At 53.8% G+C, this 24,651-nt stretch carries 25 protein-coding genes; 24 read left to right on the plus strand and 1 reads right to left on the minus strand.

Annotated features, from left to right (window positions below):
* Positions 1 to 235: 235 nt before the first annotated feature.
* On the plus strand, positions 236 to 901 hold the full coding sequence (locus ACVBDQ_RS05625; protein ID WP_446663074.1) for a type 1 glutamine amidotransferase domain-containing protein: 666 nt from the start codon (positions 236 to 238) through the stop codon (positions 899 to 901).
* Positions 902 to 1,521: 620 nt separating this feature from the next.
* Here the strand turns inward: ACVBDQ_RS05625 and rnhC are convergent.
* A complete protein-coding gene (gene rnhC, locus ACVBDQ_RS05630) occupies positions 1,522 to 2,457 on the minus strand; it encodes a ribonuclease HIII (protein WP_446663075.1) in 936 nt (311 codons plus the stop codon).
* A gap of 111 nt (positions 2,458 to 2,568) precedes the next feature.
* Between rnhC and zapA the strand changes: the two genes are divergently transcribed.
* From zapA to ACVBDQ_RS05745, 23 genes are all read left to right on the plus strand, one after another.
* The gene (zapA, locus tag ACVBDQ_RS05635) at positions 2,569 to 2,844 is read left to right on the plus strand and encodes a cell division protein ZapA (protein WP_011232170.1); all 276 of its coding nucleotides are present in this window, start codon (positions 2,569 to 2,571) and stop codon (positions 2,842 to 2,844) included.
* Positions 2,837 to 3,376: a CvpA family protein gene (locus ACVBDQ_RS05640; RefSeq protein WP_011232169.1), complete on the plus strand. Its 540-nt coding sequence runs from the start codon at positions 2,837 to 2,839 to the stop codon at positions 3,374 to 3,376. The genes zapA and ACVBDQ_RS05640 overlap by 8 nt, the downstream gene beginning before the upstream one ends.
* A 90-nt stretch (positions 3,377 to 3,466) precedes the next feature.
* On the plus strand, positions 3,467 to 5,191 hold the full coding sequence (gene polX, locus ACVBDQ_RS05645; RefSeq protein ID WP_446663076.1) for a DNA polymerase/3'-5' exonuclease PolX: 1,725 nt from the start codon (positions 3,467 to 3,469) through the stop codon (positions 5,189 to 5,191).
* A 20-nt stretch (positions 5,192 to 5,211) separates the two neighbouring features.
* Complete coding sequence (locus ACVBDQ_RS05650; RefSeq protein WP_446663077.1) at positions 5,212 to 7,566, plus strand: endonuclease MutS2; 2,355 nt, start codon at positions 5,212 to 5,214, stop codon at positions 7,564 to 7,566.
* A gap of 14 nt (positions 7,567 to 7,580) precedes the next feature.
* The gene (locus ACVBDQ_RS05655) at positions 7,581 to 7,988 is read left to right on the plus strand and encodes a DUF350 domain-containing protein (RefSeq protein WP_015375560.1); all 408 of its coding nucleotides are present in this window, start codon (positions 7,581 to 7,583) and stop codon (positions 7,986 to 7,988) included.
* 13 nt (positions 7,989 to 8,001) lie between these two features.
* Positions 8,002 to 8,166 (plus strand): hypothetical protein, encoded by a 165-nt coding sequence (locus ACVBDQ_RS05660; protein ID WP_011232165.1) that lies wholly within the window; start codon positions 8,002 to 8,004, stop codon positions 8,164 to 8,166.
* A gap of 77 nt (positions 8,167 to 8,243) precedes the next feature.
* Positions 8,244 to 9,944, plus strand: a complete 1,701-nt coding sequence (locus tag ACVBDQ_RS05665; RefSeq protein WP_446663078.1) for a long-chain-fatty-acid--CoA ligase — start codon at positions 8,244 to 8,246, stop codon at positions 9,942 to 9,944.
* Positions 9,945 to 10,003: 59 nt separating this feature from the next.
* On the plus strand, positions 10,004 to 10,591 hold the full coding sequence (locus tag ACVBDQ_RS05670) for a TetR/AcrR family transcriptional regulator (protein ID WP_011232163.1): 588 nt from the start codon (positions 10,004 to 10,006) through the stop codon (positions 10,589 to 10,591).
* Positions 10,592 to 10,616: 25 nt separating this feature from the next.
* On the plus strand, positions 10,617 to 11,390 hold the full coding sequence (locus tag ACVBDQ_RS05675) for an enoyl-CoA hydratase (protein ID WP_110107674.1): 774 nt from the start codon (positions 10,617 to 10,619) through the stop codon (positions 11,388 to 11,390).
* Between the two features lie 65 nt (positions 11,391 to 11,455).
* Positions 11,456 to 12,232, plus strand: a complete 777-nt coding sequence (locus ACVBDQ_RS05680) for an electron transfer flavoprotein subunit beta/FixA family protein (RefSeq protein WP_011232161.1) — start codon at positions 11,456 to 11,458, stop codon at positions 12,230 to 12,232.
* Positions 12,233 to 12,297: 65 nt separating this feature from the next.
* The gene (locus tag ACVBDQ_RS05685; RefSeq protein ID WP_011232160.1) at positions 12,298 to 13,275 is read left to right on the plus strand and encodes an electron transfer flavoprotein subunit alpha/FixB family protein; all 978 of its coding nucleotides are present in this window, start codon (positions 12,298 to 12,300) and stop codon (positions 13,273 to 13,275) included.
* A gap of 151 nt (positions 13,276 to 13,426) precedes the next feature.
* Positions 13,427 to 13,741 carry a thioredoxin gene (gene trxA / locus ACVBDQ_RS05690; RefSeq protein WP_014196485.1) on the plus strand — a complete coding sequence of 105 codons (315 nt, stop codon included), beginning with the start codon at positions 13,427 to 13,429 and terminating at the stop codon, positions 13,739 to 13,741.
* A 247-nt stretch (positions 13,742 to 13,988) separates the two neighbouring features.
* Positions 13,989 to 14,987, plus strand: coding sequence for a sulfonate ABC transporter substrate-binding protein (locus ACVBDQ_RS05695; protein ID WP_014196483.1), 999 nt, complete (start codon positions 13,989 to 13,991; stop codon positions 14,985 to 14,987).
* A 150-nt stretch (positions 14,988 to 15,137) separates the two neighbouring features.
* Positions 15,138 to 15,923, plus strand: coding sequence for an aliphatic sulfonate ABC transporter permease SsuC (gene ssuC / locus ACVBDQ_RS05700; protein WP_014196482.1), 786 nt, complete (start codon positions 15,138 to 15,140; stop codon positions 15,921 to 15,923).
* Positions 15,924 to 15,957: 34 nt separating this feature from the next.
* Positions 15,958 to 16,740 carry an ATP-binding cassette domain-containing protein gene (locus ACVBDQ_RS05705; protein WP_014196481.1) on the plus strand — a complete coding sequence of 261 codons (783 nt, stop codon included), beginning with the start codon at positions 15,958 to 15,960 and terminating at the stop codon, positions 16,738 to 16,740.
* Positions 16,741 to 16,770: 30 nt separating this feature from the next.
* Positions 16,771 to 17,730: an aliphatic sulfonate ABC transporter substrate-binding protein gene (locus tag ACVBDQ_RS05710; RefSeq protein WP_223812691.1), complete on the plus strand. Its 960-nt coding sequence runs from the start codon at positions 16,771 to 16,773 to the stop codon at positions 17,728 to 17,730.
* A gap of 157 nt (positions 17,731 to 17,887) precedes the next feature.
* The gene (gene ssuE / locus ACVBDQ_RS05715) at positions 17,888 to 18,430 is read left to right on the plus strand and encodes an NADPH-dependent FMN reductase (protein ID WP_014196479.1); all 543 of its coding nucleotides are present in this window, start codon (positions 17,888 to 17,890) and stop codon (positions 18,428 to 18,430) included.
* 12 nt (positions 18,431 to 18,442) lie between these two features.
* A complete protein-coding gene (gene ssuD / locus ACVBDQ_RS05720; RefSeq protein ID WP_014196478.1) occupies positions 18,443 to 19,564 on the plus strand; it encodes an FMNH2-dependent alkanesulfonate monooxygenase in 1,122 nt (373 codons plus the stop codon).
* A 142-nt stretch (positions 19,565 to 19,706) separates the two neighbouring features.
* Positions 19,707 to 20,912, plus strand: a complete 1,206-nt coding sequence (locus ACVBDQ_RS05725) for a hypothetical protein (protein ID WP_014196476.1) — start codon at positions 19,707 to 19,709, stop codon at positions 20,910 to 20,912.
* A 144-nt stretch (positions 20,913 to 21,056) separates the two neighbouring features.
* On the plus strand, positions 21,057 to 21,179 hold the full coding sequence (locus ACVBDQ_RS05730; RefSeq protein WP_014196475.1) for a hypothetical protein: 123 nt from the start codon (positions 21,057 to 21,059) through the stop codon (positions 21,177 to 21,179).
* A 40-nt stretch (positions 21,180 to 21,219) separates the two neighbouring features.
* Positions 21,220 to 22,164, plus strand: coding sequence for an NAD-dependent epimerase/dehydratase family protein (locus ACVBDQ_RS05735; RefSeq protein ID WP_020278121.1), 945 nt, complete (start codon positions 21,220 to 21,222; stop codon positions 22,162 to 22,164).
* Complete coding sequence (locus ACVBDQ_RS05740) at positions 22,154 to 23,086, plus strand: lysylphosphatidylglycerol synthase transmembrane domain-containing protein (protein WP_021322163.1); 933 nt, start codon at positions 22,154 to 22,156, stop codon at positions 23,084 to 23,086. Before ACVBDQ_RS05735 ends, ACVBDQ_RS05740 begins: the two co-directional genes overlap by 11 nt.
* Positions 23,083 to 24,543, plus strand: a complete 1,461-nt coding sequence (locus ACVBDQ_RS05745) for an alkaline phosphatase family protein (RefSeq protein ID WP_446663079.1) — start codon at positions 23,083 to 23,085, stop codon at positions 24,541 to 24,543. The genes ACVBDQ_RS05740 and ACVBDQ_RS05745 overlap by 4 nt, the downstream gene beginning before the upstream one ends.
* The last annotated feature ends 108 nt before the right edge of the window (positions 24,544 to 24,651 follow it).

The following is a 24,651-nucleotide window of genomic DNA, read 5'->3' on the forward strand; positions in this document are numbered from 1 at the left end:
CATCGCCGCTTCCCGAGATCCAGGAAGCGGCGTTCTTTTTTAGGGAGAACGGAAAGGATGTCGTCCTTCTAATCGAGAGAATATATGTTCTATTCGTGTTGCTTGATCATCTTCCAGTGATTCATTCCCCTCAATCATGATTCTATTTCACGAGCATATTTTTTCCGTTTTTGCCCAATGTAAAGGTATGATGAGTGATAGAGAACATTCCAGAACCTAAAGGAGGAATGACGCCATGACGAAACGAGTGCTCATGGTGGTGACGAACCATACGACGATCACCGACGACCATAAAACCGGGCTTTGGCTTGAAGAGTTTGCCGTGCCGTATTTGGTGTTTAAAGAAAAAGGGTATGACGTGAAAGTGGCGAGCATTCAAGGCGGTGATGTGCCGCTTGACCCGCGCAGCATCAATGAAAAAGACCCGTCTTGGGCCGAGGCGGAAGCAGCGCTGAAACATACAGCGCGCTTAAGCAAAGACGATGCACACGGGTTTGACGCCATTTTCCTTCCCGGTGGACACGGGACGATGTTCGATTTTCCCGACAATGAAACGCTGCAATACGTCTTGCAGCAGTTTGCCGAAGGCGGCCGGATCATCGCCGCTGTCTGCCACGGTCCGTCAGGGCTGGTGAACGCCACATACAAAGACGGTACGCCGATTGTGAAAGGAAAAACGATCACGTCGTTTACAGACGAAGAAGAACGCGAAGTCGGGCTTGACGTCCATATACCGTTTTTGTTGGAGTCCACCTTGCGCCTGCGCGGGGCGAATTTCGTCCGCGGCGAGAAGTGGACCGATTTCTCGGTGCGCGACGGCAACTTGATCACTGGGCAAAACCCGCAATCAAGCCGAAGCACGGCGGAGAAAGTCGTCGCCGCGCTGGAAGAACTGGCGTGAGCGATATCAGCTGAACTTGTGACAAGACGCTGCTTTTTTGGCGCGTCTTGTTTTTTTGGCACGATTTTCTGGCCGTTGTCCGGAAATGAATCCCGGTCAGTCAAGAGTTTGTGGAGAACTCTTTTCGGTTCACCACGTATGTTGTCGACCACCAGTTAGCAAACCATTTTTATGTATTGATATCGTAAGCGTTTTTGGACTTTCATCTGTCATGGTAAGGTAGTGAAGCTGCAATCGATTTTTTACACCAAAACAAAATTCCGAAGAACTGACAGTGCTTAATGGGGCGGCATCCCGGACGACTGATGAAGATAAGGGATATTTTGACGTACCGTATCGGGATTACAATTCATTCACGTTCTGCTGGAATGGATTATTTTGTACGAGCAACGGAAAAATCGAAGGCCATCGATGGCGCGGCAGAATAGGCCGTCTAATGATCCCGGCTCACTAGGCTGGGTGGGGACAGCCTTTTGGTTGTTTGCGGATGAAAAGCCATTTTCTTCATAACGTAAAACGAAACATGTGGAAAGGATGGGAAACGGTGTCGTTCAGTTACTACGGGTCGACCTGTGCAACGGAGCCAACGCTGCCGTTTCCCATGGATGTGATTGAAACAATTACCGGTGCTTGGCGATGTCAAGCGCCTTTTTCGTATTGGCAAAATGAAGCTTGGCGCACGTCTCAAGTGCTTCAGCTCCTCGCTCGCGGATGATCCGGGCTGCGGCTTCGTCAACGATGGCGCCGGCGCCTTTCGGGAGCAAAAGGCCGACGGTGCGGGATAATCGCTCCATCTCTTCTAAAAACACATAGCGGGCGATGATCGAGGCGGCGGCGACAGCCACGTGCACGCTTTCTGCTTTTGGCAGGCAATGCACCCGATCGCTTACGATGCGCGTTTCATCAGCGAGGCAGCGGAAATACGAGCCGCGTTCTAAAAACTGATCGATGATGATCGCTTCTGGTTCGATGGGCGCGATGGCGTCAACAAGTTTCGCGAGCGTCCGGTTGTGAAGCAGCGCCTTCATTTTCGTCTGCGGCATTCCGCTTCGCTGCCAGCGGTTGTATTCGGCGTTATCAAGCACAGTGACGGCATACGGCGCCGTTTCCATGATGGCGGGGGCGATTTTGTGGATCGCCTCGTCCGTTAGTTGCTTCGAATCTTTCACGCCAAGCGCCGCGATTTTGGCGATATGCGACCGATCAACGTAGGCGGCGGCGACGACGATCGGGCCGAAATAGTCCCCGGTGCCGACTTCATCCGAACCGATGGCAGAAAGCTTCTCGAGCCTATGTTCCAATGGGGGCGAGGCGGTCTCTCTCTCCTGTCGTTTGCCTGGATCAGTCCCCCTCTTCACCATCCATTTCCCTGCTTCTTGCTCCGCCGCTTTCCCTTGAAACAGCACTTTGCCTGAGCGGTAGGCGGTGATGACGACATCCGGGCGCTTGACGGCAAACAACGCTCCGGCCGGAAGCCGGTCGGATAAGGCGTCTTGGTAGTGGGCGCGCAAGGCGTCAAGCAGCTGTTGATCGGCTTGAATCACATAGTTTGACAACGTTCGATCGCTCCTTTATCTTCTCTATCGTCGCTGTGTGTCGCATCTTTCCATTATACCAGCGTTCATGATATGATAAACAGTAGGATTTTGCGAAATGGGGGAGAAAGTTTGACAGGACAGCCAAAAACGCGGGTGAGCGTCCGCATCTATGGTCAAGACTACACGATCGTCGGCGCGGAAAGCCCAGCCCATATCCGGCTCGTGGCGGCGTTCGTTGACGATAAAATGCATGAATTCAGTGAGAAAAATCCGATGCTCGATGTGCCGAAACTGGCCGTTTTGACGGCCGTCAATATTGCCAGTGAGTATTTGAAGTTAAAGGAAGAATACAACCGGCTTCGTGAACAGCTGAAGAAGGAGAAGGATGGGGAACGCGATGATTGATGTCGTGCTGCTGTTTGTCCTGTTGCTGGGGGCGATGATCGGGCTGAAGCGCGGCTTTATTCTCCAATTCATTCATATGGCCGGGTTTTTCATTGCCTTTTTCGTTGCTTATCAGTATTATGAGCGGTTTGTACCGACATTGCGCCTTTGGATTCCATATCCGACGTTCGGCGATCCGGAGACGATGAAGCTGCTGTTTCAGAGCACCCATTTAGACGATGCCTATTATCGGGCGATTTCCTTTGCACTTTTATTTTTTGTGGTGAAAATCGTGCTTCAAATCGTCGGCTCGATGCTCGATTTCGTCGCCCAGCTGCCGCTGTTGCGCAGCGTCAACCGTCTGGCGGGGGCGGCGCTCGGATTTGCGGAAGTGTATTTGCTCGTCTTTTTGTTTTTGTATATCGGGGCGCTCGTGCCGATTGACAGCGTGCAGGAGCAGCTGCAGCATTCGCTCATGGCGACCGTGATTGTGAAACATACGCCGGTGTTGTCGGAGATGCTTGGCAACTGGTGGATTCATGGCCGCGTCTGATGACCTGCTTGAAGGACGACAAACGCTTTCACCGATTCATGACTATGTTTGCTGGAATGTGGCCGTGATGTTGGAAAGAGAGGGGACGGCATGGACATAAACAAAAAAGATGTCATCCGCCTGTTGGAAACGATTGCGTTATATTTGGAAATCAAAGGGGAGAATCCGTTTAAAGTGAACGCATTCCGCAAGGCGGCAAGCGCGTTGGAGGCGGATGAGAGGAGCCTCGCGGAAATTAGCGACTTTACCGCCATCCCTGGCATCGGCAAAAGCACAGCGGCGATCATCACCGAATTTATCAAGAGCGGCTCGTCGTCGGTGCTGAATGAACTAAAACGCGATGTTCCGGAGACGCTGCTCGCCTTGCTCAAACTGCCGGGGCTTGGCGGCAAAAAAATCGCCAAGCTGCATCAGGAGCTTGGCATTGTCGATATGGACGGATTGAAAGAAGCGTGCTTGGCTGGAAAAGTGCGCGCGCTTGCCGGTTTTGGCGCGAAAACGGAAGAAAAGCTGCTTGCGGCCATTGAAAAGGCAGGCAAACGCCCCGAGCGGCTGCCGCTCGCCCGGGTGCTCGCGATCGCGGCGGACATTGAACGCCAGCTCGCTTGTCTTGATGGCGTGATTCGCTTCTCGCGGGCCGGCAGCTTGCGGCGCTTGAACGAAACGGTGAAAGATTTGGATTATGTCATCGCTACCGATCGTCCGGCCGAGGTGCGCGACGGGCTGCTCGGCTTTGAGCGCATCCGCGAAGTGCTCGCCGCTGGGGAGACGAAAGTGTCGCTTCTTTTTCAGTATGATGATGAAATTGCGGCTGATTTCCGTCTCGTCGGCGAGGACGAGTTTGCGACCGCGCTTCATCATTTCACCGGATCGAAGGAGCATAACGTGCGCATGCGCCAGCTCGCCAAAGAGCGCGGCGAGAAAATCAGCGAATACGGCGTGGAAGACGAAGCGACAGGCGAAGTGAAAACGTTCCCGAATGAAGCGGCGTTTTACGCCCATTTCGGGCTGCCGCACATTCCACCGGAGCTGCGTGAAGATGGCACGGAAATCGAGCGGTTTTCCGCTGATCGGCCGCTTGTGCGCCTTGAAGACATTCAAGGCGATTTGCATATGCATTCGGCGTGGAGCGACGGGTCGTGTTCGCTTGCGGAGCTCGCTGAGGCGTGCCGCCGCCGCGGCTACCGGTATATCGCCATCACCGACCATTCGCACTATTTGAAAGTGGCCAACGGCTTGACCCCGGATCGATTGCGGCGCCAGCGCGAGGAAATCGAACGGCTGAACGCGCGCTATTCGGATTTTACGATTTTGGCCGGCATTGAGATGGATATTTTGCCGGACGGGACGCTCGATTACGACGATGACGTGCTCAAGGAGCTTGATTTTGTCATCGCCGCCATTCACTCTGCGTTCAAACAGCCGCGCGAGACGATCATGAAACGGTTGGAGGCGGCGCTTCGCCACCCGTACGTCGATGTCATTGCCCACCCGACCGGGCGGCTGATCGGCCAGCGCGACGGCTATGACGTCGATATCGAGCGGCTCATCGAGCTGGCGGCGGAGACGAACACGGTGCTTGAGTTAAACGCCAACCCAAACCGGCTCGACTTGTCGGCGGCCTACGTGAAAAAAGCCGAGGAAGCGGGGGCGTATATTGCCATTAACACGGACGCCCACCATTTGGACATGCTCGAGGATATGGCGATCGGCGTAGCGACGGCAAGAAAAGGTTGGATCCATAAGGAAACGGTCATCAACACATGGCCGCTTGAAAAGCTGCAACAGTTTTTGCACGACAAACGAAAGAAATGAATCAGCTGGGGGTCAGATACGTGCAACCAAAAGTGCTTCACACCTTGGAGTTTGATAAAGTGAAAGAGCAGTTGGCTGAGCATGCGTCCTCGCCGCTCGGTTTGGAAAAAATCGACGCTCTCATGCCGTCTTCTGACTTGGAGGAGGTGGCCGCTTGGCTTGACGAAACGGATGAAGCCGCCGCTGTTTTGCGGCTTGCTGGCTATGTGCCGCTTGACGGAGTAGTCGACATCCGTCCGCATCTCAAGCGGGCGGCGATCGGCGGCACGCTCAGCCCGCAAGAGCTGCTTGAAGTGGCGGCCACCTCGGCCGCAAGCCGGCAAATGAAGCGGCTGATCGCGGGTCTCTATGACGAGCATGGCGGACTTGAGCGGCTTTTCCGTTATGCGGACACATTGGCTGAAGCGCCGGAACTCGAGCATGACGTTCGCCGCTCGATCGATGACCATGGCGAAGTGCTGGATGCCGCAAGCGACCGCCTCCGCTCGCTGCGCGGGCAAATTCGGTCAGTGGAAGCGCGCATCCGCGAGAAACTCGAGAACATCATCCGCTCGCCGTCGGCGCAAAAGCGGCTGTCGGACGCCATCATTACGATCCGCAATGACCGATATGTCATCCCGGTGAAACAAGAGTATCGCGGCGCCTACGGCGGCATCGTCCACGACCAGTCAGCGTCCGGGGCGACGCTGTTTATTGAACCGCAGGCGGTCGTCGAGTTGAACAACGCGCTCCGCGAAGCGCGGGCGAAAGAAAAGCAAGAAATCGAACGCATTTTGCGCGAACTTTCGGCAAAAGTCGCTGAGCAGGCCGAGCCGCTTGCGCGGGCGGTTGAGTCGCTTGCGGCGCTTGATTTTGCGTTCGCCAAGGCGAAATACGCCCGCCGGCTGCAAGCCGCGAAGCCAGCGGTCAATAGCCGAGGCTATCTTCGTTTTTTGCAGGCACGCCATCCGCTGCTGGATCAAGAAAAGGCGGTGCCCAATGATATTGAATTGGGCGGCGACTATACGACGATCGTCATCACCGGGCCGAACACCGGCGGAAAAACGGTGACGTTAAAAACGATCGGCTTGTTGACGCTCATGGCGCAAGCGGGGCTGTTCATCCCGGCGGCCGACGGATCGGAAGCAGCGGTGTTCCGTTCCGTTTTCGCCGATATTGGCGACGAGCAGTCGATCGAACAAAGCTTGAGCACGTTCTCGTCCCATATGGTCAATATCGTTGACATTTTGCGCCATGTCGATGGTGAAAGCCTTGTGCTGTTTGACGAGCTTGGGGCTGGCACCGATCCGCAGGAAGGGGCGGCGCTCGCGATCGCCATCTTGGATGAAGTGCACGGGCGCGGGTCGCGGACGGTGGCGACGACGCATTATCCCGAATTGAAAGCGTACGGCTACAACCGCCCCGGTGTCGTGAATGCGAGCGTCGAGTTTGACACCGAAACGCTCCGCCCGACGTATAAACTGTTGATCGGCATCCCCGGCCGCAGCAACGCCTTTGATATTTCGCGCCGCCTTGGGCTTGATGAACGCATCATCGAGCGGGCGAAAGCGCAAGTGAGCGCGGAAAGCCATAACGTCGAAAACATGATCGCGTCGCTTGAACGGAGCAAAAAGCAAGCGGAGGAAGAGGAAGCGCGGGCGCGCGCGGCGCTGGAGGAGGCTGAGCGTCTGCGCGCCGAATGGGAACAAAAATGGGAAGAGCTCGAAGAAGAAAAAGCGGAGCGGCTGGCGGAAGCAACGCAAAAAGCAGCCGACATCATCCGCGCCGCGGAACGCGAAGCCGAGCGGATCATTCAAGAGCTGCGCCGCTTGCAAAAAGAAAAGCAGGCGGAAGTGAAAGAGCATGAGCTCGTCGAGGCGAAAAAGCGGCTCGCTGCCGCTATGCCGAAAGTGGAGAAGCGGAAAAAGGCGAAAAAGGCTGCTTCACGCCATGTGTTCCAGCCGGGTGATGAAGTGAAGGTGACGAGCCTCAACCAAAAAGGCTATTTGATCGAAAAAGTGTCGGACGACGAATGGCAAGTGCAGCTCGGCATTTTAAAAATGAAAATCCGTGAACGCGATTTGGAGTATATCGGCAGCGCGCCGGCGAAAGAAGTGACGCCGATTGCGACCGTGAAAGGCAAGGACGCCCATGTGAGCCTCGAGCTTGACTTGCGCGGCGAACGGTACGAAGACGCTCTCCTTCGGCTTGAGAAGTACTTGGATGATGCTGTGCTCGCCGGCTATGCGCGCGTTTCGATCATCCACGGCAAAGGGACGGGCGCGCTCCGCCAAGGAGTACAGCAGTTTTTAAAGCAGCATCGGGCGGTGAAAAGCTTCCGGTTCGGAGAGGCGAATGAAGGCGGCACCGGGGTGACGATCGTGGAACTGAAATGATGGGGGCGATGGCAATGGCGTCGTTTTGGGAGCACGACATGGTGAAAACGGCGGCCAATTTCAGCGTCGCCGTGTTGTGCATCGTCGTCTTTTTAGCCGTATTTGAATTGGTGACGAAGTACAAAAACTGGGAAGAGATTCGCAAAGGCAATGTGGCGGTGGCGATGGCAACCGGCGGGAAAATTTTCGGCATCGCCAACATTTTTCGCTATGCGCTCGCCCGCCATGAGTCGCTGCCGTCGATGATTGGCTGGGGGCTGTACGGGTTTTTGCTTCTGCTGGCCGCGTACTTTATTTACGAATTTTTGACGCCGAAATTCAATATTGATGACGAAATTGCCAATGACAACCGGGCCGTCGGCTTGATTTCTATGGTGATTTCCGTCGGCTTGTCGTTTGTCATCGGCGAAGGCATTCAGTAAAGGGGAACAACGAATGAACGCAGTAGTGAAATGGTTGTTGATTGCGGTCGGGCTGTTTTTGATCGCCGGCATCGTCTATATGGCCGTGCGCAACCGATCGGTCGATGTGCTGGCGAAAATCTTGTTTGTCATTTGCGCGTGCTTTTTCTTCGTTGGTTTGGTGTACTGGTTTTGGTGACGTCTCGCTCAGGCGAGGCGTTTTTTTGATGAAAAATTAGAAAAAGTAAAATAAAATAGAAGTAAGGGGGGATTGGGATGGAAAAACCGTGGCTCGCTCACTACCCGCCGGAGATTCCGCATACGCTCGACTATCCAAAGAAAACGCTTTCCGACTATTTGCGGGAGACGGCGGAACAATTCGGAGACCATGAGGCGATCGACTTTTTCGGAAAGACGATGACGTTTCGCGAGCTGTACGAGCAAGCATTGACATTCGCGCATTATTTGCGGACGATCGGATTGAAAAAAGGGGATCGGGTGGCGGTGATGCTGCCGAACTGCCCGCAGGCGGTCATCAGCTACTATGGGACGCTCCTAGCCGGCGGCATCGTCGTGCAGACGAATCCGCTTTACACCGAGTATGAGCTTGAATACCAGCTGAACGACAGCGGCGCCTCGGTGCTCGTGACGATGGATCTTCTGTATCCAAAGGCGGAAAAGGTGAAAGGGAGGACGCCAGTCAAACATTGGATTGTCACGAGAATGCAAGATTATTTGCCCACGGTGAAGAAATGGCTGTATCCGCTTGTGCAGCGGAAGCAAAACATGCCGATTGTCCGCATCGCGGAAAGCGAAACTGTTCATCTGTTCCGCACGATCATGAGCTGCAAAGAGACGGCGCCGATCGGGGAGGACATTGATCCGGTGGAAGATGTGGCGCTGCTGCAATATACAGGCGGCACGACGGGGCATCCGAAAGCGGCCATGTTGACGCATCGCAATTTGATCGCCAATACGCTCATGTGCGCTCATTGGGTGTATAAATGCGAAAAAGGAAAAGAAACGGTGCTCGGTGTGCTTCCGTTTTTCCACGTGTACGGCATGACGACGGTGATGAATTTGTCCGTGATGATGGCGAGCAAAATGGTGCTGCTCCCGCGCTTTGATGTCAAGCAAACATTAAAAGCAATCGAGCGCACCCGGCCGACGATGTTCCCAGGCGCGCCGACGATGTACATCGCTTTGTTGAACCATCCGGATTTGCCGAAATATGATTTATCCTCGATCAACGTCTGCATCAGCGGCTCCGCTCCGTTGCCGGTTGAGGTGCAGGAGCAGTTTGAACGGGTGACGGGCGGAAAATTGATTGAAGGCTATGGGTTGACCGAGGCGTCCCCTGTCACCCACAGCAACTTCCTTTGGGATGGGGAGCGGGTGAAAGGAAGCATCGGCGTTCCGTGGCCGGATACGGACGCGAAAATCATTTCCTTGGAAACGGGTGAGGAAGCAAAGCCGGGCGAGCGTGGAGAACTCGTCGTGCGCGGGCCGCAAGTGATGAAAGGCTATTGGAACCGTCCGGAGGAGACCGAGCAAGTGCTGCGCGACGGTTGGCTGTATACAGGTGACATCGGCTATATGGATGAGCGGGGGTATTTTTATATCGTCGACCGCAAGAAAGATGTCATTATCGCCGGCGGTTACAACATTTACCCGCGCGAAGTCGAAGAAGCGCTGTACGAGCACCCGAAAGTGCAGGAAGCGGCCGTGATCGGCGTTCCGGATCCGTACCGCGGCGAGACGGTGAAAGCGTTCGTCGTGTTAAAGCCGGGGGAGATGTGCAGCGAACAGGAGCTTGACGCGTTTATGCGCCAGCGCCTGGCTGCTTACAAAGTGCCGCGCATCTACGAGTTCCGCAGCGAATTGCCGAAGACGGCGGTCGGCAAAATTTTGCGCCGCGTGTTGGTGGAAGAGGAGAAAAAGAAGCTTGACAAATCGGCAGAATTGCCCGTAAAATGAAAATATGAATGATGGTTCATTCATTTGGCGGATGGAAAGTGAGAAAAGGAGAATCCATATTGCGGAGGGAAAAGCCGAAATTTAAGCAAATCATTGACGCTGCCGTCGTCGTCATCGCCGAGCACGGCTACCATCAAGCACAGGTGTCGAAAATCGCCAAGCAGGCCGGTGTCGCCGACGGCACGATCTACCTTTATTTTAAAAACAAAGAGGATATTTTAATTTCGCTTTTTCAGGAAAAGATGGGGGCGTTCATCGAGAAAATTGAACAAGAGACAGAAGGAATTTCAAGCCCCCTAGAGAAATTGTATGTATTGGTGAAAACTCATTTTTCCGCCCTCGCCGCTGATCCGCATATGGCGGTCGTGACGCAGCTTGAGCTGCGCCAGTCGAACAAAGAGCTGCGCCATCGCATCAATGAGGTGCTGAAAGGATATTTGCGGCTCATCGACCGCATCATCATGGAGGGGATGGAAAAAGGGGAGTTTCGCCAAGATTTAGACGTCCGGCTCACTCGGCAAATGATCTTTGGCACCCTGGATGAAACGGTGACGACGTGGGTGATGAACGAGCAAAAGTATGACTTGGCCGCCCTCGCCGATCCGGTGTACGAACTGCTCGTCAAAGGGTGCGCCGCCGGGCGTTAGGAAAGGCAGAAAGGGGAGAGGCTTCATGGAGCATTTTCGCATAGCGAAAGAGGAGTTCGTCGCCGTCGTGACGTTTTCGCGGCCGCCGGCGAACGCCCTTTCATCAGCGGTTTTGAAAGAGCTTTCAACCGTGTTGGACGAGCTCGAGACCGACCCGGACGTGCGCGTCGTGTTGCTTCATGGCGAAGGAAGATTTTTCTCAGCCGGCGCCGATATTAAAGAATTCACGTCCATCGCTTCCGCTGAGGAGGCATCCGGCTTGTCGCGCAACGGCCAACTCGTGATGGAGCGGATCGAACGCTTTTCCAAACCAGTCATTGCGGCGATTCACGGCGCCGCATTAGGCGGTGGGTTGGAGCTGGCTATGAGCTGCCACATTCGCGTGGTGGCGGAAAACGCCAAACTCGGCCTTCCGGAGCTGCAGCTTGGCATCATCCCTGGATTTGCTGGCACGCAGCGGCTTGTGCGCTACGTCGGCTTTGGCAAAGCGGCGGAAATGATGTGGACGAGCGAGCCGATCACCGGACTCGAAGCGGTTGAATGGGGGCTTGCCAACAAGGCGGTGCCGGAAGAGCGGCTTCTTGATGAAGCAAAAGCGTTGGCGAAAAAGATCGCCGCCAAAAGTCCGCTTTCCGTCCGTGCGACGATTGAACTGCTCAACGCCGCGAAGGAAAAATCGTTTGCCGAGGCAGTGCGCGAGGAAGCGGAATGGTTTGGCCGCGTGTTTGGATCCGAGGATGCAAAAGAAGGCGTGCAGGCGTTTTTGGAAAAACGGCCGCCTGTCTTTAAAGGGAAATGATCCCTGTAAATATCTGAATGTTGGAACATGAAACAATGTTCGACCAAACCGAGGAGGGGAACGACATGAACATTTTTGTGTTGATGAAACGCACCTTTGACACGGAAGAAAAAATCTCCATCGTCAATGGCAAGATCAACGAGGAAGGCGCTGAATTCATCATCAACCCGTACGACGAATACGCCATTGAAGAAGCCATTCAAGTCCGCGACAAACACGGCGGTGAAGTGACGGTCGTCACCGTCGGCAGCGAGGAAGCGGAAAAAGAGCTGCGCACGGCGCTCGCCATGGGCTGCGATAAAGCGGTGCTCATCAACATTGACGATGATGTCGAAGAACAAGACCAATATACGACGGCGAAAGTGCTCGCTGAATACTTAAAAGACAAAAACCCGGACTTGATTTTAGCCGGCAACGTCGCTATTGACGGCGGTTCCGGGCAAGTCGGCCCGCGCGTTGCGGAATTGCTCGGCATTCCGTATGTGACGACGATCACGAAGCTGGACATTGCCGACGGCGGCAAAGTGACCGTTGTGCGCGACGTCGAGGGGGATGAGGAAATCATCGAAACGTCGCTGCCGCTCCTTGTCACCGCTCAACAAGGGCTGAATGAACCGCGCTATCCGTCGTTGCCTGGGATCATGAAAGCGAAAAAGAAACCGCTTGAGGAGCTGGAGCTTGACGATTTGGACCTCGAGGAAGATGATGTTGAAGCGAAAACAAAAACGATCGAAGTGTTCTTGCCGCCGAAGCGCGAAGCGGGCAAAATTTTGCAAGGCGAGATCGCCGATCAAGTGAAGGAACTCGTTCAGCTGCTCCGCTCCGAAGCGAAAGTGGTATAAGCGGAAACCGCTGTCGGCGTTCGGATGAAGCACAACGGGGAATCAAAGGATAGGGGGACTGAAACATGGCACGTAAAGTATTGACCTTAGCAGAAGTGCGGGATGGATCGCTGCGGAACGTTTCGTTTGAAGCCATTGCAGCGGCCAAAACGATCGCCGAAGGCGGGGAAGTCGTCTCGGTGCTCGTCGGCGACCAAGTGCAGGCGCATGCGAACGAACTCATTTACCGCGGTGCGGACCGCGTCGTCGTCATCGAACATCCGAATTTGAAATTTTATACATCAGATGGCTATTCGCAAGCGTTAAAAGCCGTGATTGACAAAGAGCAGCCGGAAGGCATCGTCTTCGGCCATACGGCGCTCGGCAAAGACTTGTCGCCGAAATTGGCCATCAAGCTCGACGCCGGCCTCGTTTCCGACGTCGTCGCCGTCGAAGAGGCAGGCGGCAACATCGTCTTTACCCGTCCGATCTACTCCGGCAAAGCGTTTGAAAAGAAAATCGTGACAAGCGGCATCATCTTTGCGACGGTGCGTCCGAACAACATCGCGCCTCTTGAGCGCGACGAGTCGCGCACAGGCAGCGTGGAAGCGCTCGCCGTCGAGATTAAAGACTTGCGCGCAATTGTCAAAGAAGTCGTCCGCAAAACGGCGGAAGGCGTCGACTTGACCGAGGCGAAAGTGATCGTCGCCGGCGGCCGCGGCGTCAAAAGCGCCGAAGGCTTCAAGCCGCTCAAAGAGCTCGCCGAAGTGTTGGGCGGCGCGGTCGGCGCTTCGCGCGGGGCGTGCGATGCCGGCTATTGCGACTACTCGCTGCAAATCGGGCAAACGGGGAAAGTCGTCACGCCGGACCTTTACATCGCTTGCGGCATTTCAGGCGCCATCCAGCATTTAGCGGGGATGTCCAACTCGAAAGTCATCGTCGCCATTAACAAAGACCCGGAAGCCAACATCTTTAAAGTCGCGGACTACGGCATTGTCGGCGATTTGTTCGAAGTCGTTCCGCTCCTCACCGAAGAGTTCAAAAAACTGAAAGTGCATTCGTAATGAACAACACGGGCGGCTGCAGCCGTCCGTTTTTTGACGGATAAATTCCGCGGCAAAAGCGAATAGTAGAAACGAAGCAAAACATTCGCGCCGACATGCATTCCATGGTATACTTTGCTTGCAGCATTCAAGAAGATGGGAGGGAATCCATATGGCGATTGTCAACGCCACTGACCAAACGTTCGCCGCAGAAACGAAAGACGGCCTCACGCTCGTTGACTTTTGGGCGCCATGGTGCGGACCGTGCCGCATGATCGCTCCGGTGCTGGAAGAGCTTGACCGCGAAATGGGCGACAAAGTGAAAATCGTCAAAGTGAATGTCGATGAAAACCAGGAAACAGCGTCGAAGTTCGGCGTCATGAGCATCCCGACGCTGCTCGTGTTCAAAAACGGCGAACTTGTCGATAAAGCGATCGGCTATCAGCCGAAAGAGGCGCTTGCTCAGCTTGTCGGCAAACATGTGTAGTGATGGCATAGGAAAAATCCAGAGGCCTCTTCCTCTGGATTTTTATTTTTTGTTGAAAAATGGTTGACAGATGGCAGATAATTCTTTATATTTATAACCAACAATTCCTAGTGGTTAAGTTTGTTTTACACCTATTATTCATACTTTTCCTGTCTATTTAGTCATAATTAAGAAGGAGATCAAGAATGACGATCACGTACGTGTGTGAAAGCATTGCAAGAAATGAGCAAAGGAGGAAAAAGCGATCATGAAAAACAAAGTATTCTGGAAAACATTGGGCGGAATGTTAGCAGTCACTTTATGGCTGGCGATGGCATCTGGATGCGGAATACATAACGAGCCTGCGAACGCCAAATCATCGTCATCCTCTCCGCCATCTAGCAAAGTCATCCGCATCGGCTATCAAAAATACGGGACACTCAACATGTTAAAAGCGCGTGGTGACTTGGAAAAACGGCTGAAAAAATTAGGCTACACCGTACAATGGGCGTTATTTCCGGGAGGTCCTCAACTGTTGGAAGCGATGAATGCCGGAAGCCTCGATTTTGGCCATACCGGTGAAGCGCCGCCGGTATTTGCTCAAGCGGCTGGTACACCGCTCTTGTATGTAGCGACGTCACCTCCCAATCCTGTGTCCGAGGCCATTTTAGTCAAAAAGGACTCGTCCATTCAGACAGTGGCGGATTTGAAAGGGAAAAAGGTGGCGTTAAACAAAGGATCGAATGTCCATTATTTGCTTGTGCAGGTGCTCAAAAAAGCGGGATTGACACTTTCTGACATTCAGCCGGTCTATTTGCCACCAGCCGATGCTCGCGCTGCATTTGAGCAGGGGAGCGTTGATGCGTGGGCCATTTGGGACCCGTTTTACGCCGCCGCTGAAAAGGGAGGAAAGGCTCGAGTGCTCGCTGACGGCCAAGGATTGGTAGCGAACCGTGAGTTTTTCTTCGCTTCGCGTTCGTTTGCGCAAAATCATGCCGATGTCGTGCATGTCATCTTAGAGGAGCTGAAGAAAGTCGACCAGTGGGCAAACCGCGATCCGAAAGGAGTGGCAAAGTTTTTGGCGCCGGAACTCGGCATTGATGAAGCGGCGCTTGAAGTCGCATCCAAACGCCGGACATATGGCTTGGAACCGATCACAAACGAGGTCATCACCCAGCAGCAAACGATTGCAGATCAATTTCGCCAGCTAGGGTTGTTGCCAAAGAAAATCGATGTAAACGAAGCGGTTTGGCGTGAAGCCAAATGAAGCGGAGACGGAATGGGAAGGGAAAACGGGGGGTGATTCGTGACAAAAAGTCATCGGCTGGCTTCGTTCGCAGCGTCATCCGTCAACAAGGACGCAGGACGGCGGCAGCTTGGATGAGAAACCACACTAGGAATGCGGAGGGGGAACGCGATGAAATCGTCGAGATGGACAGAATGGACTTGGGGGAAGGCGGTGCCATGGGTGTTGCCTGTTGCTCTGCTTGTGGCATGGCAAGCGGCTGTAGAAGCTGGTTGGTTGTCTTCGCGGGTGCTGCCGGCACCGACCGATGTGATCGCTGCTGCTTGGAATCTCGCATCAAAAGGAGAGCTATGGCAGCATTTGTCCATTAGTTTCTGGCGAGCTCTGACTGGATTTGCGATCGGGGGATCAATCGGATTTCTGCTCGGCTTGCTCAACGGGGTGTTTCGTCCGGCGGAACGTTGGTTGGATACATCGATTCAGATGATTCGAAATATTCCGCATTTAGCGATGATTCCACTCGTCATTTTATGGTTTGGCATCGGGGAGGAGGCGAAAGTATTTCTTGTTGCGCTAGGTGTGCTGTTTCCGATGTATGTCAACACATTGCATGGCATCCGCAATGTCGATGCTGGTTTGCTTGAAATGGGGCGCGTCTATGGACTTGGACCATGGCAGCTTTTTTGGCGCATTTGGCTGCCGGGCGCGTTATCGTCGATTTTGGTCGGGCTGCGCTATGCGCTGGGCATTATGTGGTTGACGCTCATCGTCGCGGAAACGATCGCTGCTGACCGCGGCATCGGGTATTTGGCCATGAATGCACGTGAATTTATGCAAACAGATGTCGTTGTGTTCAGTATTTTGCTTTACGCGCTGTTTGGCAAGCTCGCAGACAGCATTGCCCGTTTTTTGGAAAAACGTTGGCTTCGCTGGAATGTCAACTATCAAAATCGGTAACTGACATAAACGGAGTGGGAAAGGAGAGCGAGAGATGGAAACAGGACGAGGAGCAGAGCTCGTATTTGCGCAAGTGGCCAAACAGTTTGGCGATCAACAAGTGTTGCGCCGCATTGATTTAACGGTCAAACCGGGGGAGTTTATCGCCATTATTGGTCGCAGCGGCTGCGGAAAAAGCACACTATTGCGCTTGGCTGCTGGATTGGAGACGCCGACTTCCGGCATGATTCAGCTGGATGGACAGTTGCTTCATGGGTTGAATACAGCAGCTCGCGTCATGTTTCAAGACGCTCGTCTGTTGCCATGGCGGCGCGTCATCGACAATGTCGGCCTCGGCTTGAAAGGTGACTGGAAAGAACAAGCAATCACAGTGCTCGAACAAGTCGGTTTGGCAGACCGCGCGAATGATTGGCCATCGGTGTTATCCGGCGGCCAGCGTCAACGGGTGGCGCTCGCCCGCGCATTGATCAGCCGTCCACAGTTGTTATTGCTTGATGAACCGCTCGGTGCGCTTGACGCGTTAACGAGAATTGAAATGCAGCGGCTGATCGAACGATTATGGAGGGAACAACGCTTTACGGCTTTGTTGGTCACGCATGATGTTGATGAAGCAGTGATGTTGGCGGACCGCGTCGTGCTCATTGAGGACGGGGAATGCGCGCTTGATTTGCCTGTGCGCTTGCCGCGGCCGCGTCAGCGCGGCGATGCGGCGTTTGCTGATTTGGTCGATACGATTTTGCGCCGCATTTTAAGCGCAGAATCTGATGAGAAAGTCATCGCCGCGTCTTCGATGAGTGAAAAAAGGAGGGCGCTATAGACAGTGAAAAGAAGGCTCCTTTTGTTTTCGGTGTTGAGTGCATTCCTGTTGTTGGCAGCTTGCGGCCAAGAACGTTCTGCTTCCTTGTCTTCTCCTAAACAGTCGGCATCGACGGATTCTTGGCCGAAAGAATTGCACGTTGGCTTTCAAAAATCATCATTTTCTCTCTTTTTGAAAGAGAAGGGGTACTTGGAAAAACAATTGCAAAAGCATGGCGTTCAAGTAAAATGGTTTGAATTCCAATCCGGTCCCCCCCTTCTTGAAGCGTTGAATGCAGGACAGATTGACATCGGCTATGTCGGAGGAGCGCCCGCTGTGTTGGCGCAGGCCAATCCGGATTCACAGTTGGTGTATCTTGCCTATGAACCGGAAGTCGCGCGGGCGATCATCGTGCCGAAAACATCGTCGATTCATACGGTGGCGGATTTGAAGGGCAAAAAAGTGGCTTTCGGCAAAGGGTCAAGCGCCCATTATACGTTATTGACGGCGTTGGAGACAGCTGGATTGACACTCAACGACATTACCCCCGTGTATTTGCAACCGTCTGAAGCGCGAACTGCGTTTGAGCGAGGTGATGTTGACGCTTGGGTCATTTGGGATCCGTTCTTGGCTGATGCCGAAGTGAACGGCGGGGCGCGCATTTTGATTGATGCGAAAGGACTTCCAAAACAATATGGATTTATCGTGGGGCGGAATGAGTATGTGAAACAGTATGCCAATGTAGCTCAGACTGTCATTGCACAGCTGAACAAAGTCCATCAAGAAATTCACTCTTCTCCAGATGAAGCCGCCAAACTATTGGCCAAAGAAACGAAAATTGGCGAAGAAATTTGGAAACGGACGTTGAGCCGAAGAGGATATGGTGTGTTTCCGCTGACGAAGGAGGTGATCGACGCCCAGCAGCGCATTGCAGATCGTTTTTATGAAGCCGGGTTGATCTCAAAACGGGTCAAAGCGAAAGATGCTGTGGTCGTCATAAAGGAACAATAAAGTAATCCAGTAACATTAACAGTTCATGAATACAAGCCGTTCTACTGAACATGACGGGGCGTTGTAAAAGCCGGATCCCCTTGAACAACGCCCGCCAAAGGGGCAAAAGGGATGTCAAGGACGACGGGGGCAAAAAAAGAATGTGGGAGGGAAACAAATGACAACGGTGGCCATTATTTCTGGAAGCCCGTCGCACACCTCGAAAACGAATCGGGTGGCTGAATGGGTGAGCGAGCAATTGCAACAGCTCGGCCACACGGTGCATTTCATCCGATTGCGCGATTTGCCGGCTGAAGATCTGCTTTATGCTCATTCATCGAGTGAGCCGATCGCCGAAACACATGATTGGATCCGCCAGTCGAGAGCGGTCATTGCGTTAAGTCCAGTGTATAAAGGGAGTTACACCGGCATTTTAAAAGCGTATTTGGATTTGCTTCCGGAAAAGGCGTTTGCAGGGAAGCTGGTTGTGCCGATTGTCACGGGGGGAACCATTGCTCATCTGTTGGCTCTCGAATACGCGCTCAAACCGATTTTCTCCATTTTGGGCGCGCGGGAAATCTTGCATGGCGTCTTTATTTTGGATTGGACGTTGGGGCATGATGACGAAGGTCGCCTTGTGCTTTCTGACGATTTGTTGTCGCGGATGGAAGAGGTCTTTCAATCCATTTCCTGTGCAACCGAAAAAACCGTGATTGGATAAGGAGGAAAAAAGATGGAGTTGCTTTGGTTTATCCCTTCTCATGGCGACGGCCGATATTTAGGGACGACAAAAGGTGGTCGCTCCCCAGAATACAGCTATTTCAAACAAGTCGCCCAAGCAGCCGACCGCTTAGGATATACGGGCGTGCTCATTCCAACCGGCAAATCGTGCGAAGATCCTTGGCTGCTCGCTTCGGCATTGGCGGCTGAAACCGACCGTTTGCGCTTTCTTGTCGCTGTCCGTCCCGGATTGATGACGCCGACGTTGGCTGCCCGCATGGCTTCCACATTCGATCGGATTTCCGATAGCCGGCTGCTCGTGAATGTCGTCGCCGGTGGCGATCCCGTTGAGCTGGCAGGGGATGGGTTGTTTTTGTCCCATGACGAAAGATATGAGGCAACGGACGAGTTTTTGACGATTTGGCGTCGATTGCTTGCAGGAGAAGAAGTGACGTTGAGTGGAAAACATGTGTCGGTCAAGGGAGCCAAACTGCTATTTCCAGCGGTGCAAAAGCCGTATCCGCCCATCTTTTTTGGCGGATCGTCGGATGCCGGCCAACGGGTTGCGGCGCGCCATGCGGATGTGTATTTAACCTGGGGCGAGCCTCCTGAACAGGTGAAAGACAAAATCGAACGGGTAAGGGAGCTTGCTCGTCAAGAAGGCAGAAAAATCGAATTTGGCGTTCGTCTCCATATTATCGTTCGTGAGACGGAAAAAGAAGCATGGGAAGCGGCAGAGCGATTGATTCGCTATGTCGATGACCGGACGATTGAAGAGGCGCAACGGGTATTTGCTCGTTACGATTCGGTGGGACAGCAACGGATGCGACAGCTGCACGGCGGAAAGCGGGATTCGTTGGAGATCAGTCCAAATCTATGGGCTGGGGTAGGATTGGTGCGCGGGGGTGCGGGCACGGCTCTCGTCGGCGATCCGGAAACCGTGGCCGAGCGTCTTCGCGAGTATGAGCAGCTGGGCATCCGCTACTTCATTTTGTCCGGCTACCCGCATCTGGAAGAGGCGTATCGAGTGGCGGAGCTGTTATTCCCGTTGTTGCACTTGAACACTCCTTCCTCTTCCTCCATTCAGGGAGAGGTTGTGGGCCACGAATTTTTCCCTAATGTGATTAAAGTTTGATTGATTGCGAAAGAGAGGACCGGCAACGAGGGAGTCCTCTCTTTTTCATCATGTGTTGACATTGAAATTCATTTTCTCTTATAATCTTATTGTATTGATATTGATTATCATTTTTTTGGATGTGTGAACGGGGGGATACATAATGTCATTGAAATGGAAGTGGCTCGCCGTGTTTGCCGCCGCGGCGTTGGCGCTTGGCGCGTGCGGCCAGAGCAAACAGACGGCGGGAACAGAAAAAGAAAGCAGCAACCAAACGGCTGTGGAAAAACAAGAAAAGCCGAAAGAGGAAGAGAAGACGGAGAACGAGAAGGAAGAAGCGGAAGTCGATTATGCGGGAGCGTTCAGCGAAGCGCTCGCGGAGCTTGAGAAGGCGAAGCAAGGCGGGGCGGTCGACTTCGGCAAAGTGGAGAGCATCTACAAAGAAAAGCTGCAGCCGCTTGTACAAAAACGTGACGCGGAATTTGAAGATACGCTTGACCAACATATTACCAACGCACTGGCCGCCGGCAAAGACGGGTCGCTTGAGCCGTTGGTTGTCAAGCAAATTTTTGACAAGCTGATGCAAAAAGTGTTTTACACGACGATCAAGCATGAGTTTACCGAAGCAGAAGAACATTGGGCCAATAAGGAAGAAGTAAAGGAAGAGCTTAAGGAAGCCAAAACCTTTTACGCGATTTTGCAGTCGACCGTGGAAAAGCGCGATGCGGCTTACGGAACGAAGTTGGTTGACGCGATCAACGGGGCGTTTGCCCAAATGGAGCAAGCGGTCCAAAACGATGATGCGCTCTCATTTGCCCTCGGCAAGCAAGTCGTGGACAAAACATTGATGAAAACATTCTATTTAGCGAGCGGAGCGCTGCCGCACGGCTATGCGGCGAAGGCGGCGGCTGCGGCCAAGGAAAACGCCGAAGAAGCCAAAGTGGAGCAGGCGGAAGGCTGGGCGTTTTATCAGTCCGTCTATCCGTATATGAAACGGCATGCCGCGGAGGAGGCGGACTACATTTTGAAACAGTTTGACCTGCAAACCGATGTCAAAACGCTCGATCCGAAAGCGGTGAACCATGCGTTCGTGCGCGGATGGGCGAAAGTGGCGCTTCACGAATATGAAGAAAGCAAAGAAAATTGGGGGCAAGACAAGTCGGTGATCACCGCCTTAGAAGGCGCGCTCTTTATTAACATGATCGAACAGGATATCAAAACGCTGCTTGGCGACAAAGCATACACCGACTTGAACGAACAGGCGACACGCTACCTAGAGGCGGCAAAGGCAAAAAACAAAGCTGAGGGTGACAAATGGCTGCCGCAAATTGAAGCCGCCCTGCAACAAGTGATTGAAAAAGCGAAATAACCTAGCAAACAAGGGGATGACCCAAAAGGGTAATTTTCCTTAACAAAGCACAACATATTGTTTCTTAATGATTGTTTTATACCTATAAAAGGGTGTCCCGATCCTTTTGGGACACCCTCTTGTATGACGAAGGAGGCAGCGGATTTGATGTCGGCAGAGTGCTCGATGGTGGATGTCAGGCAGCTTGTGTGCCTTCAGGGCAGCCGTCTGTCCGGAAACGTTTGGTTTTTTTCATGGCGCCGCGACTTTTCCGAGCGGCTGTGGTAAGATGCTGATGGATAGTCCATTTTGTAATGGGGTGAAACCGTTGAAAATTGTTGTCACTGGAGGAGCCGGATTTATTGGCAGTCATTTGGCCGCTCGTCTGCATGAACAAGGTCATGAAGTGGCAGCGATCGATTGTTTTCATCCGTACTATCCTGTTGAGCGGAAGGAGCGGCAGTTTCACGCGCTCACCGGCGGCCGGGTGCCGCTTGTCCGCTTGGATTTGCTTGATGGGGAGCGAACGAAAAGGTGGCTGGCCGAGTTTCGCCCCGATGTCGTCTACCATTTGGCGGCGCTGCCGGGCGTGCCGTATTCGTTGGCGCATCCGCTCGCTTACATCGATTATGACATTAAGGCGACGGTGAACGTTTTGGCGGCGGCGGGGGAAGCGGGGGTGGCGCATGTGCTGTTTGCCTCATCGTCATCGGTGTACGGCGACCGCGGCAATGTCCCACTCCGGGAAGAGATGGCTGACGGCCGCGTCGTTTCGCCGTATGCGGCGGCGAAATACGGAGCGGAATCGTTTTGTCATGCCTATGCCCATTTGTATGGCTACCAAATGACGATTTTTCGCTATTTCACCGTTTACGGGCCGTGGGGTCGTCCGGATATGGCGATCGGCACGTTTTTGCGCCGATTGCTGGCGGGCGAGGAGATTGTCGTATATGGCAAAGGAACGGCGCGTGATTATACGTACATCGATGATATTGTGGAGGGCATGATCGCAGCACTTCACCGCAGCGGTGGGCGAAGCGAAGTGTTCAACTTGGGCGCCGGGGCGCCCGTCACCATGGAGCAGCTGCTCGCTGAGTTGCGGAAGCACTTTCCCGATCTGAAAATCGTGCACGCGCCGGAGCGGAAAGGCGATGTGAAAGCGACATGGGCGGACATCACGAAGGCGGAGCGGGCGTTTGGTTACAAGCCGAAGGTGGCGTTTGCCGAAGGGCTCGCCCGCACGGTGGCGTGGGCGCGCGAATATGAGCGGTAAACCGGCGGCTAAAGCGGCGTTGCAAGCAGCTGGGCTCGCGCTTCTTTTCTTTTCCGCTTGGTTGACATACCGCTGCTTTGACGGCCGGCAGATGCTCCATCATCTATCCAGGCTAGTCAGCCGCCCGATCGAGATGGCTGCCGCTGCTTTCGTATATGGCTTGTCGTTTTGGCTGCGGGCGTGGGCGTGGAAGCGATATGTCGGAAAGCCAATCGCCTTCTCTGTTTATTGGCGTGCCGTGCTGCTTAGTTTGTTTGTTAACCATCTAGCCCCAGTGAAAATCGGTGATGCTGTGCGTATGGCTTTGCTTGCCCGCCAGCCCGGTGTTTCAGCCAGCGAGGCCATTGAATCGGTGGCGGTGATGCGGCTCCTTGATATGGCGGTGCTTGGTGGATTGACTGTCATCGGGATGTATGCGTATATGCATTACATTCCCCACATTTCTCTCTTGGCAGCGGCCGTTGCGGCCGGGTTCGTGCTGACCGTGATCGTGTTTCGCCGTCCGCTCCGCCTCGATCGGTTATGGCGGCGATGGCGGAGCGTATTTCACGGCTGGAGCGGCGCGGCGATGGTCGGGGCGGTGACGGCGAGCTGGCTGTGCGAGGCGGCAGTCATAGGTGTGATCGCCAAAGCGGTCGGTATACCGCTTTCTTTTGGACAGGCGGTGTGGGCAAACAGCGCGACCGTTTCCGGACAAATTGCCCAAATCGCTCCCGGTGGACTCGGAACGTATGAGGCGGTGATGGGGTTTGCCTTAACTACGGTTGGTGCACCGTGGGATGTGGCGTATATGGCCGCGGTGTTGACACATGCCTTTAAATTTCTGTTTTCTTACGCCGCTGGTGCCGCGGTATTGTGGTTTTGGCGGTCCGACTGGCAGGCGGTGCGGAGCGTATGGAGAAAGGAAAGGGAGAGGCGATGAAAGAAGCATCACGATTCGAAAAAATCGCGGCGCGCTGCTGGAATTTGCTGAATGAAGGAAAGCCGTTCACGCCGATTTTTGTCGTGGGAACGATGAGCATCTACCATGCCGCTGATCTTATGGGCGGCCATGCATGGACATGGCTGATTGGCCTGACGGCGGTGCTGCCGTTGTTTGTTGTCTATTATGTGTACGATTATCCACTGTTTTTGCGCAATTATTTATGGATCCCTTATGTCGTGTTTCTCATCGTTTGGTCGTTCGCTGATGCGTCGTTGTTGTTGTTGGCGTCGGGGCTTTACTTTTTCTTTACCGTCTTTTTTTGGGGGACGCTGTATTACCATTTGCGCATCGGCACGTCGTGGTGGAATTTCACCCGCTTTTGGAAGCTGGTGCTGAAAAACAGCGATTCGACCAGCGGCAACGCCCAAGAGCAGCTGCCAAAATGTTTTCTTCTTTTGTCCGTATGGGAATACGCTTCGCAGCAGATCGATCAAGGAGCGGCTTTGGCGCCGCTGTGCGGGGCGCTTTGGCTGTTTGCCGCTGGGGTGTGGCTGTTTTCATGGATTTTGCATCGGAATTTGTTCGACTGGCAGCCGGAGATCATTCCGACTTATACGAACAATGTGCCGAGTCCCACCGCGCCGGTCAGTGACAAAGTGTATGTCATCGTGATTGATGGGATGCGCAAAGACCGGTTTGAAGCGGCCAACGCCCCGTTTTTAAAGCGGCTGCGCGCGCAAGGGACGGAATTTGCGCAAATGGAAACCGTCTATCCGGCGCGCACGGTCGTCTGCTTCACCTCGATGCTGACGGGGACGTATCCGTTTGAGCACGGCATTCGCTCGAATATGGTATGGAAGCTCGGAGCGAAAGTGGAAACGATCTTCGACTCGCTCCGCAAAGTAGGGAAAACAGGCCGCTTGCTTGGCATCGCTCATTTGGTCGATTCGTTCGGCGACGATGTCGAAACGGTGACGGCTGTCATGCCGAACGACCTCGCCGACCGTTATATCATCGAGCGGGCGAAACGCATTGTGGAAGAGCAGCACCCGGACTTGCTTGTCGTGCAATTGATCGCCACCGACCAGACCGGCCATAGCCGCGGTGTGCTGTATGACGAGTATATCGAAAAAATTGAAGAAGCCGACGCGTTGATCGCGGAGTTTGTCGGCTGGCTTGAGGAACGGGGCGAGCTCGAGCGCGCGACATTGATTGTCTGCGCCGACCATGGCCAAGCGGATGGCATCGGCGGCCACGGCCACCTCGATGAAGGGGAGCGGTATGTGCCGTTTTTTCTATACGGCCCGGCGATTGAGGCAGGAAAACGAGTCGATGAGAAAAAAAGCCTCGTTTCGCTGGCGCCGACGATCGCCTATTTGCTCGGCGCGCCGTATCCGAGCCATAGCCGTGGTCCGGTTTTGATCGAGGCGATGAGAAAGGAGCATTCCCGTTAGGAGCTTTTCCGGGGACTTGATCAAAAAAAGCCCTCTTGGTATGATGCAGGGGTGTCAAACACATCACTCACCATACCAAGGAGGACTTCAGATGAATTGTACACAAAA

Source organism: Geobacillus sp. CCR (assembly GCF_052906625.1).

Excerpts from the sequence above, each read along its gene's own strand:
- ssuD (WP_014196478.1), top strand. The coding sequence starts at position 18,443 with ATGGAGTTGCTTTGGTTTATCCCTTCTCATGGCGACGGCCGATATTTA.
- ACVBDQ_RS05695 (WP_014196483.1), top strand. The coding sequence starts at position 13,989 with ATGAAAAACAAAGTATTCTGGAAAACATTGGGCGGAATGTTAGCAGTC.
- ACVBDQ_RS05680 (WP_011232161.1), top strand. The coding sequence starts at position 11,456 with ATGAACATTTTTGTGTTGATGAAACGCACCTTTGACACGGAAGAAAAA.
- polX (WP_446663076.1), top strand. The coding sequence starts at position 3,467 with ATGGACATAAACAAAAAAGATGTCATCCGCCTGTTGGAAACGATTGCG.
- ACVBDQ_RS05660 (WP_011232165.1), top strand. The coding sequence starts at position 8,002 with ATGAACGCAGTAGTGAAATGGTTGTTGATTGCGGTCGGGCTGTTTTTG.
- ssuE (WP_014196479.1), top strand. The coding sequence starts at position 17,888 with ATGACAACGGTGGCCATTATTTCTGGAAGCCCGTCGCACACCTCGAAA.
- ACVBDQ_RS05740 (WP_021322163.1), top strand. The coding sequence starts at position 22,154 with ATGAGCGGTAAACCGGCGGCTAAAGCGGCGTTGCAAGCAGCTGGGCTC.
- ACVBDQ_RS05705 (WP_014196481.1), top strand. The coding sequence starts at position 15,958 with ATGGAAACAGGACGAGGAGCAGAGCTCGTATTTGCGCAAGTGGCCAAA.
- ACVBDQ_RS05685 (WP_011232160.1), top strand. The coding sequence starts at position 12,298 with ATGGCACGTAAAGTATTGACCTTAGCAGAAGTGCGGGATGGATCGCTG.
- ACVBDQ_RS05640 (WP_011232169.1), top strand. The coding sequence starts at position 2,837 with ATGATTGATGTCGTGCTGCTGTTTGTCCTGTTGCTGGGGGCGATGATC.
- ACVBDQ_RS05655 (WP_015375560.1), top strand. The coding sequence starts at position 7,581 with ATGGCGTCGTTTTGGGAGCACGACATGGTGAAAACGGCGGCCAATTTC.
- ssuC (WP_014196482.1), top strand. The coding sequence starts at position 15,138 with ATGAAATCGTCGAGATGGACAGAATGGACTTGGGGGAAGGCGGTGCCA.
- ACVBDQ_RS05665 (WP_446663078.1), top strand. The coding sequence starts at position 8,244 with ATGGAAAAACCGTGGCTCGCTCACTACCCGCCGGAGATTCCGCATACG.
- ACVBDQ_RS05725 (WP_014196476.1), top strand. The coding sequence starts at position 19,707 with ATGTCATTGAAATGGAAGTGGCTCGCCGTGTTTGCCGCCGCGGCGTTG.
- trxA (WP_014196485.1), top strand. The coding sequence starts at position 13,427 with ATGGCGATTGTCAACGCCACTGACCAAACGTTCGCCGCAGAAACGAAA.
- ACVBDQ_RS05745 (WP_446663079.1), top strand. The coding sequence starts at position 23,083 with ATGAAAGAAGCATCACGATTCGAAAAAATCGCGGCGCGCTGCTGGAAT.
- ACVBDQ_RS05625 (WP_446663074.1), top strand. The coding sequence starts at position 236 with ATGACGAAACGAGTGCTCATGGTGGTGACGAACCATACGACGATCACC.
- ACVBDQ_RS05675 (WP_110107674.1), top strand. The coding sequence starts at position 10,617 with ATGGAGCATTTTCGCATAGCGAAAGAGGAGTTCGTCGCCGTCGTGACG.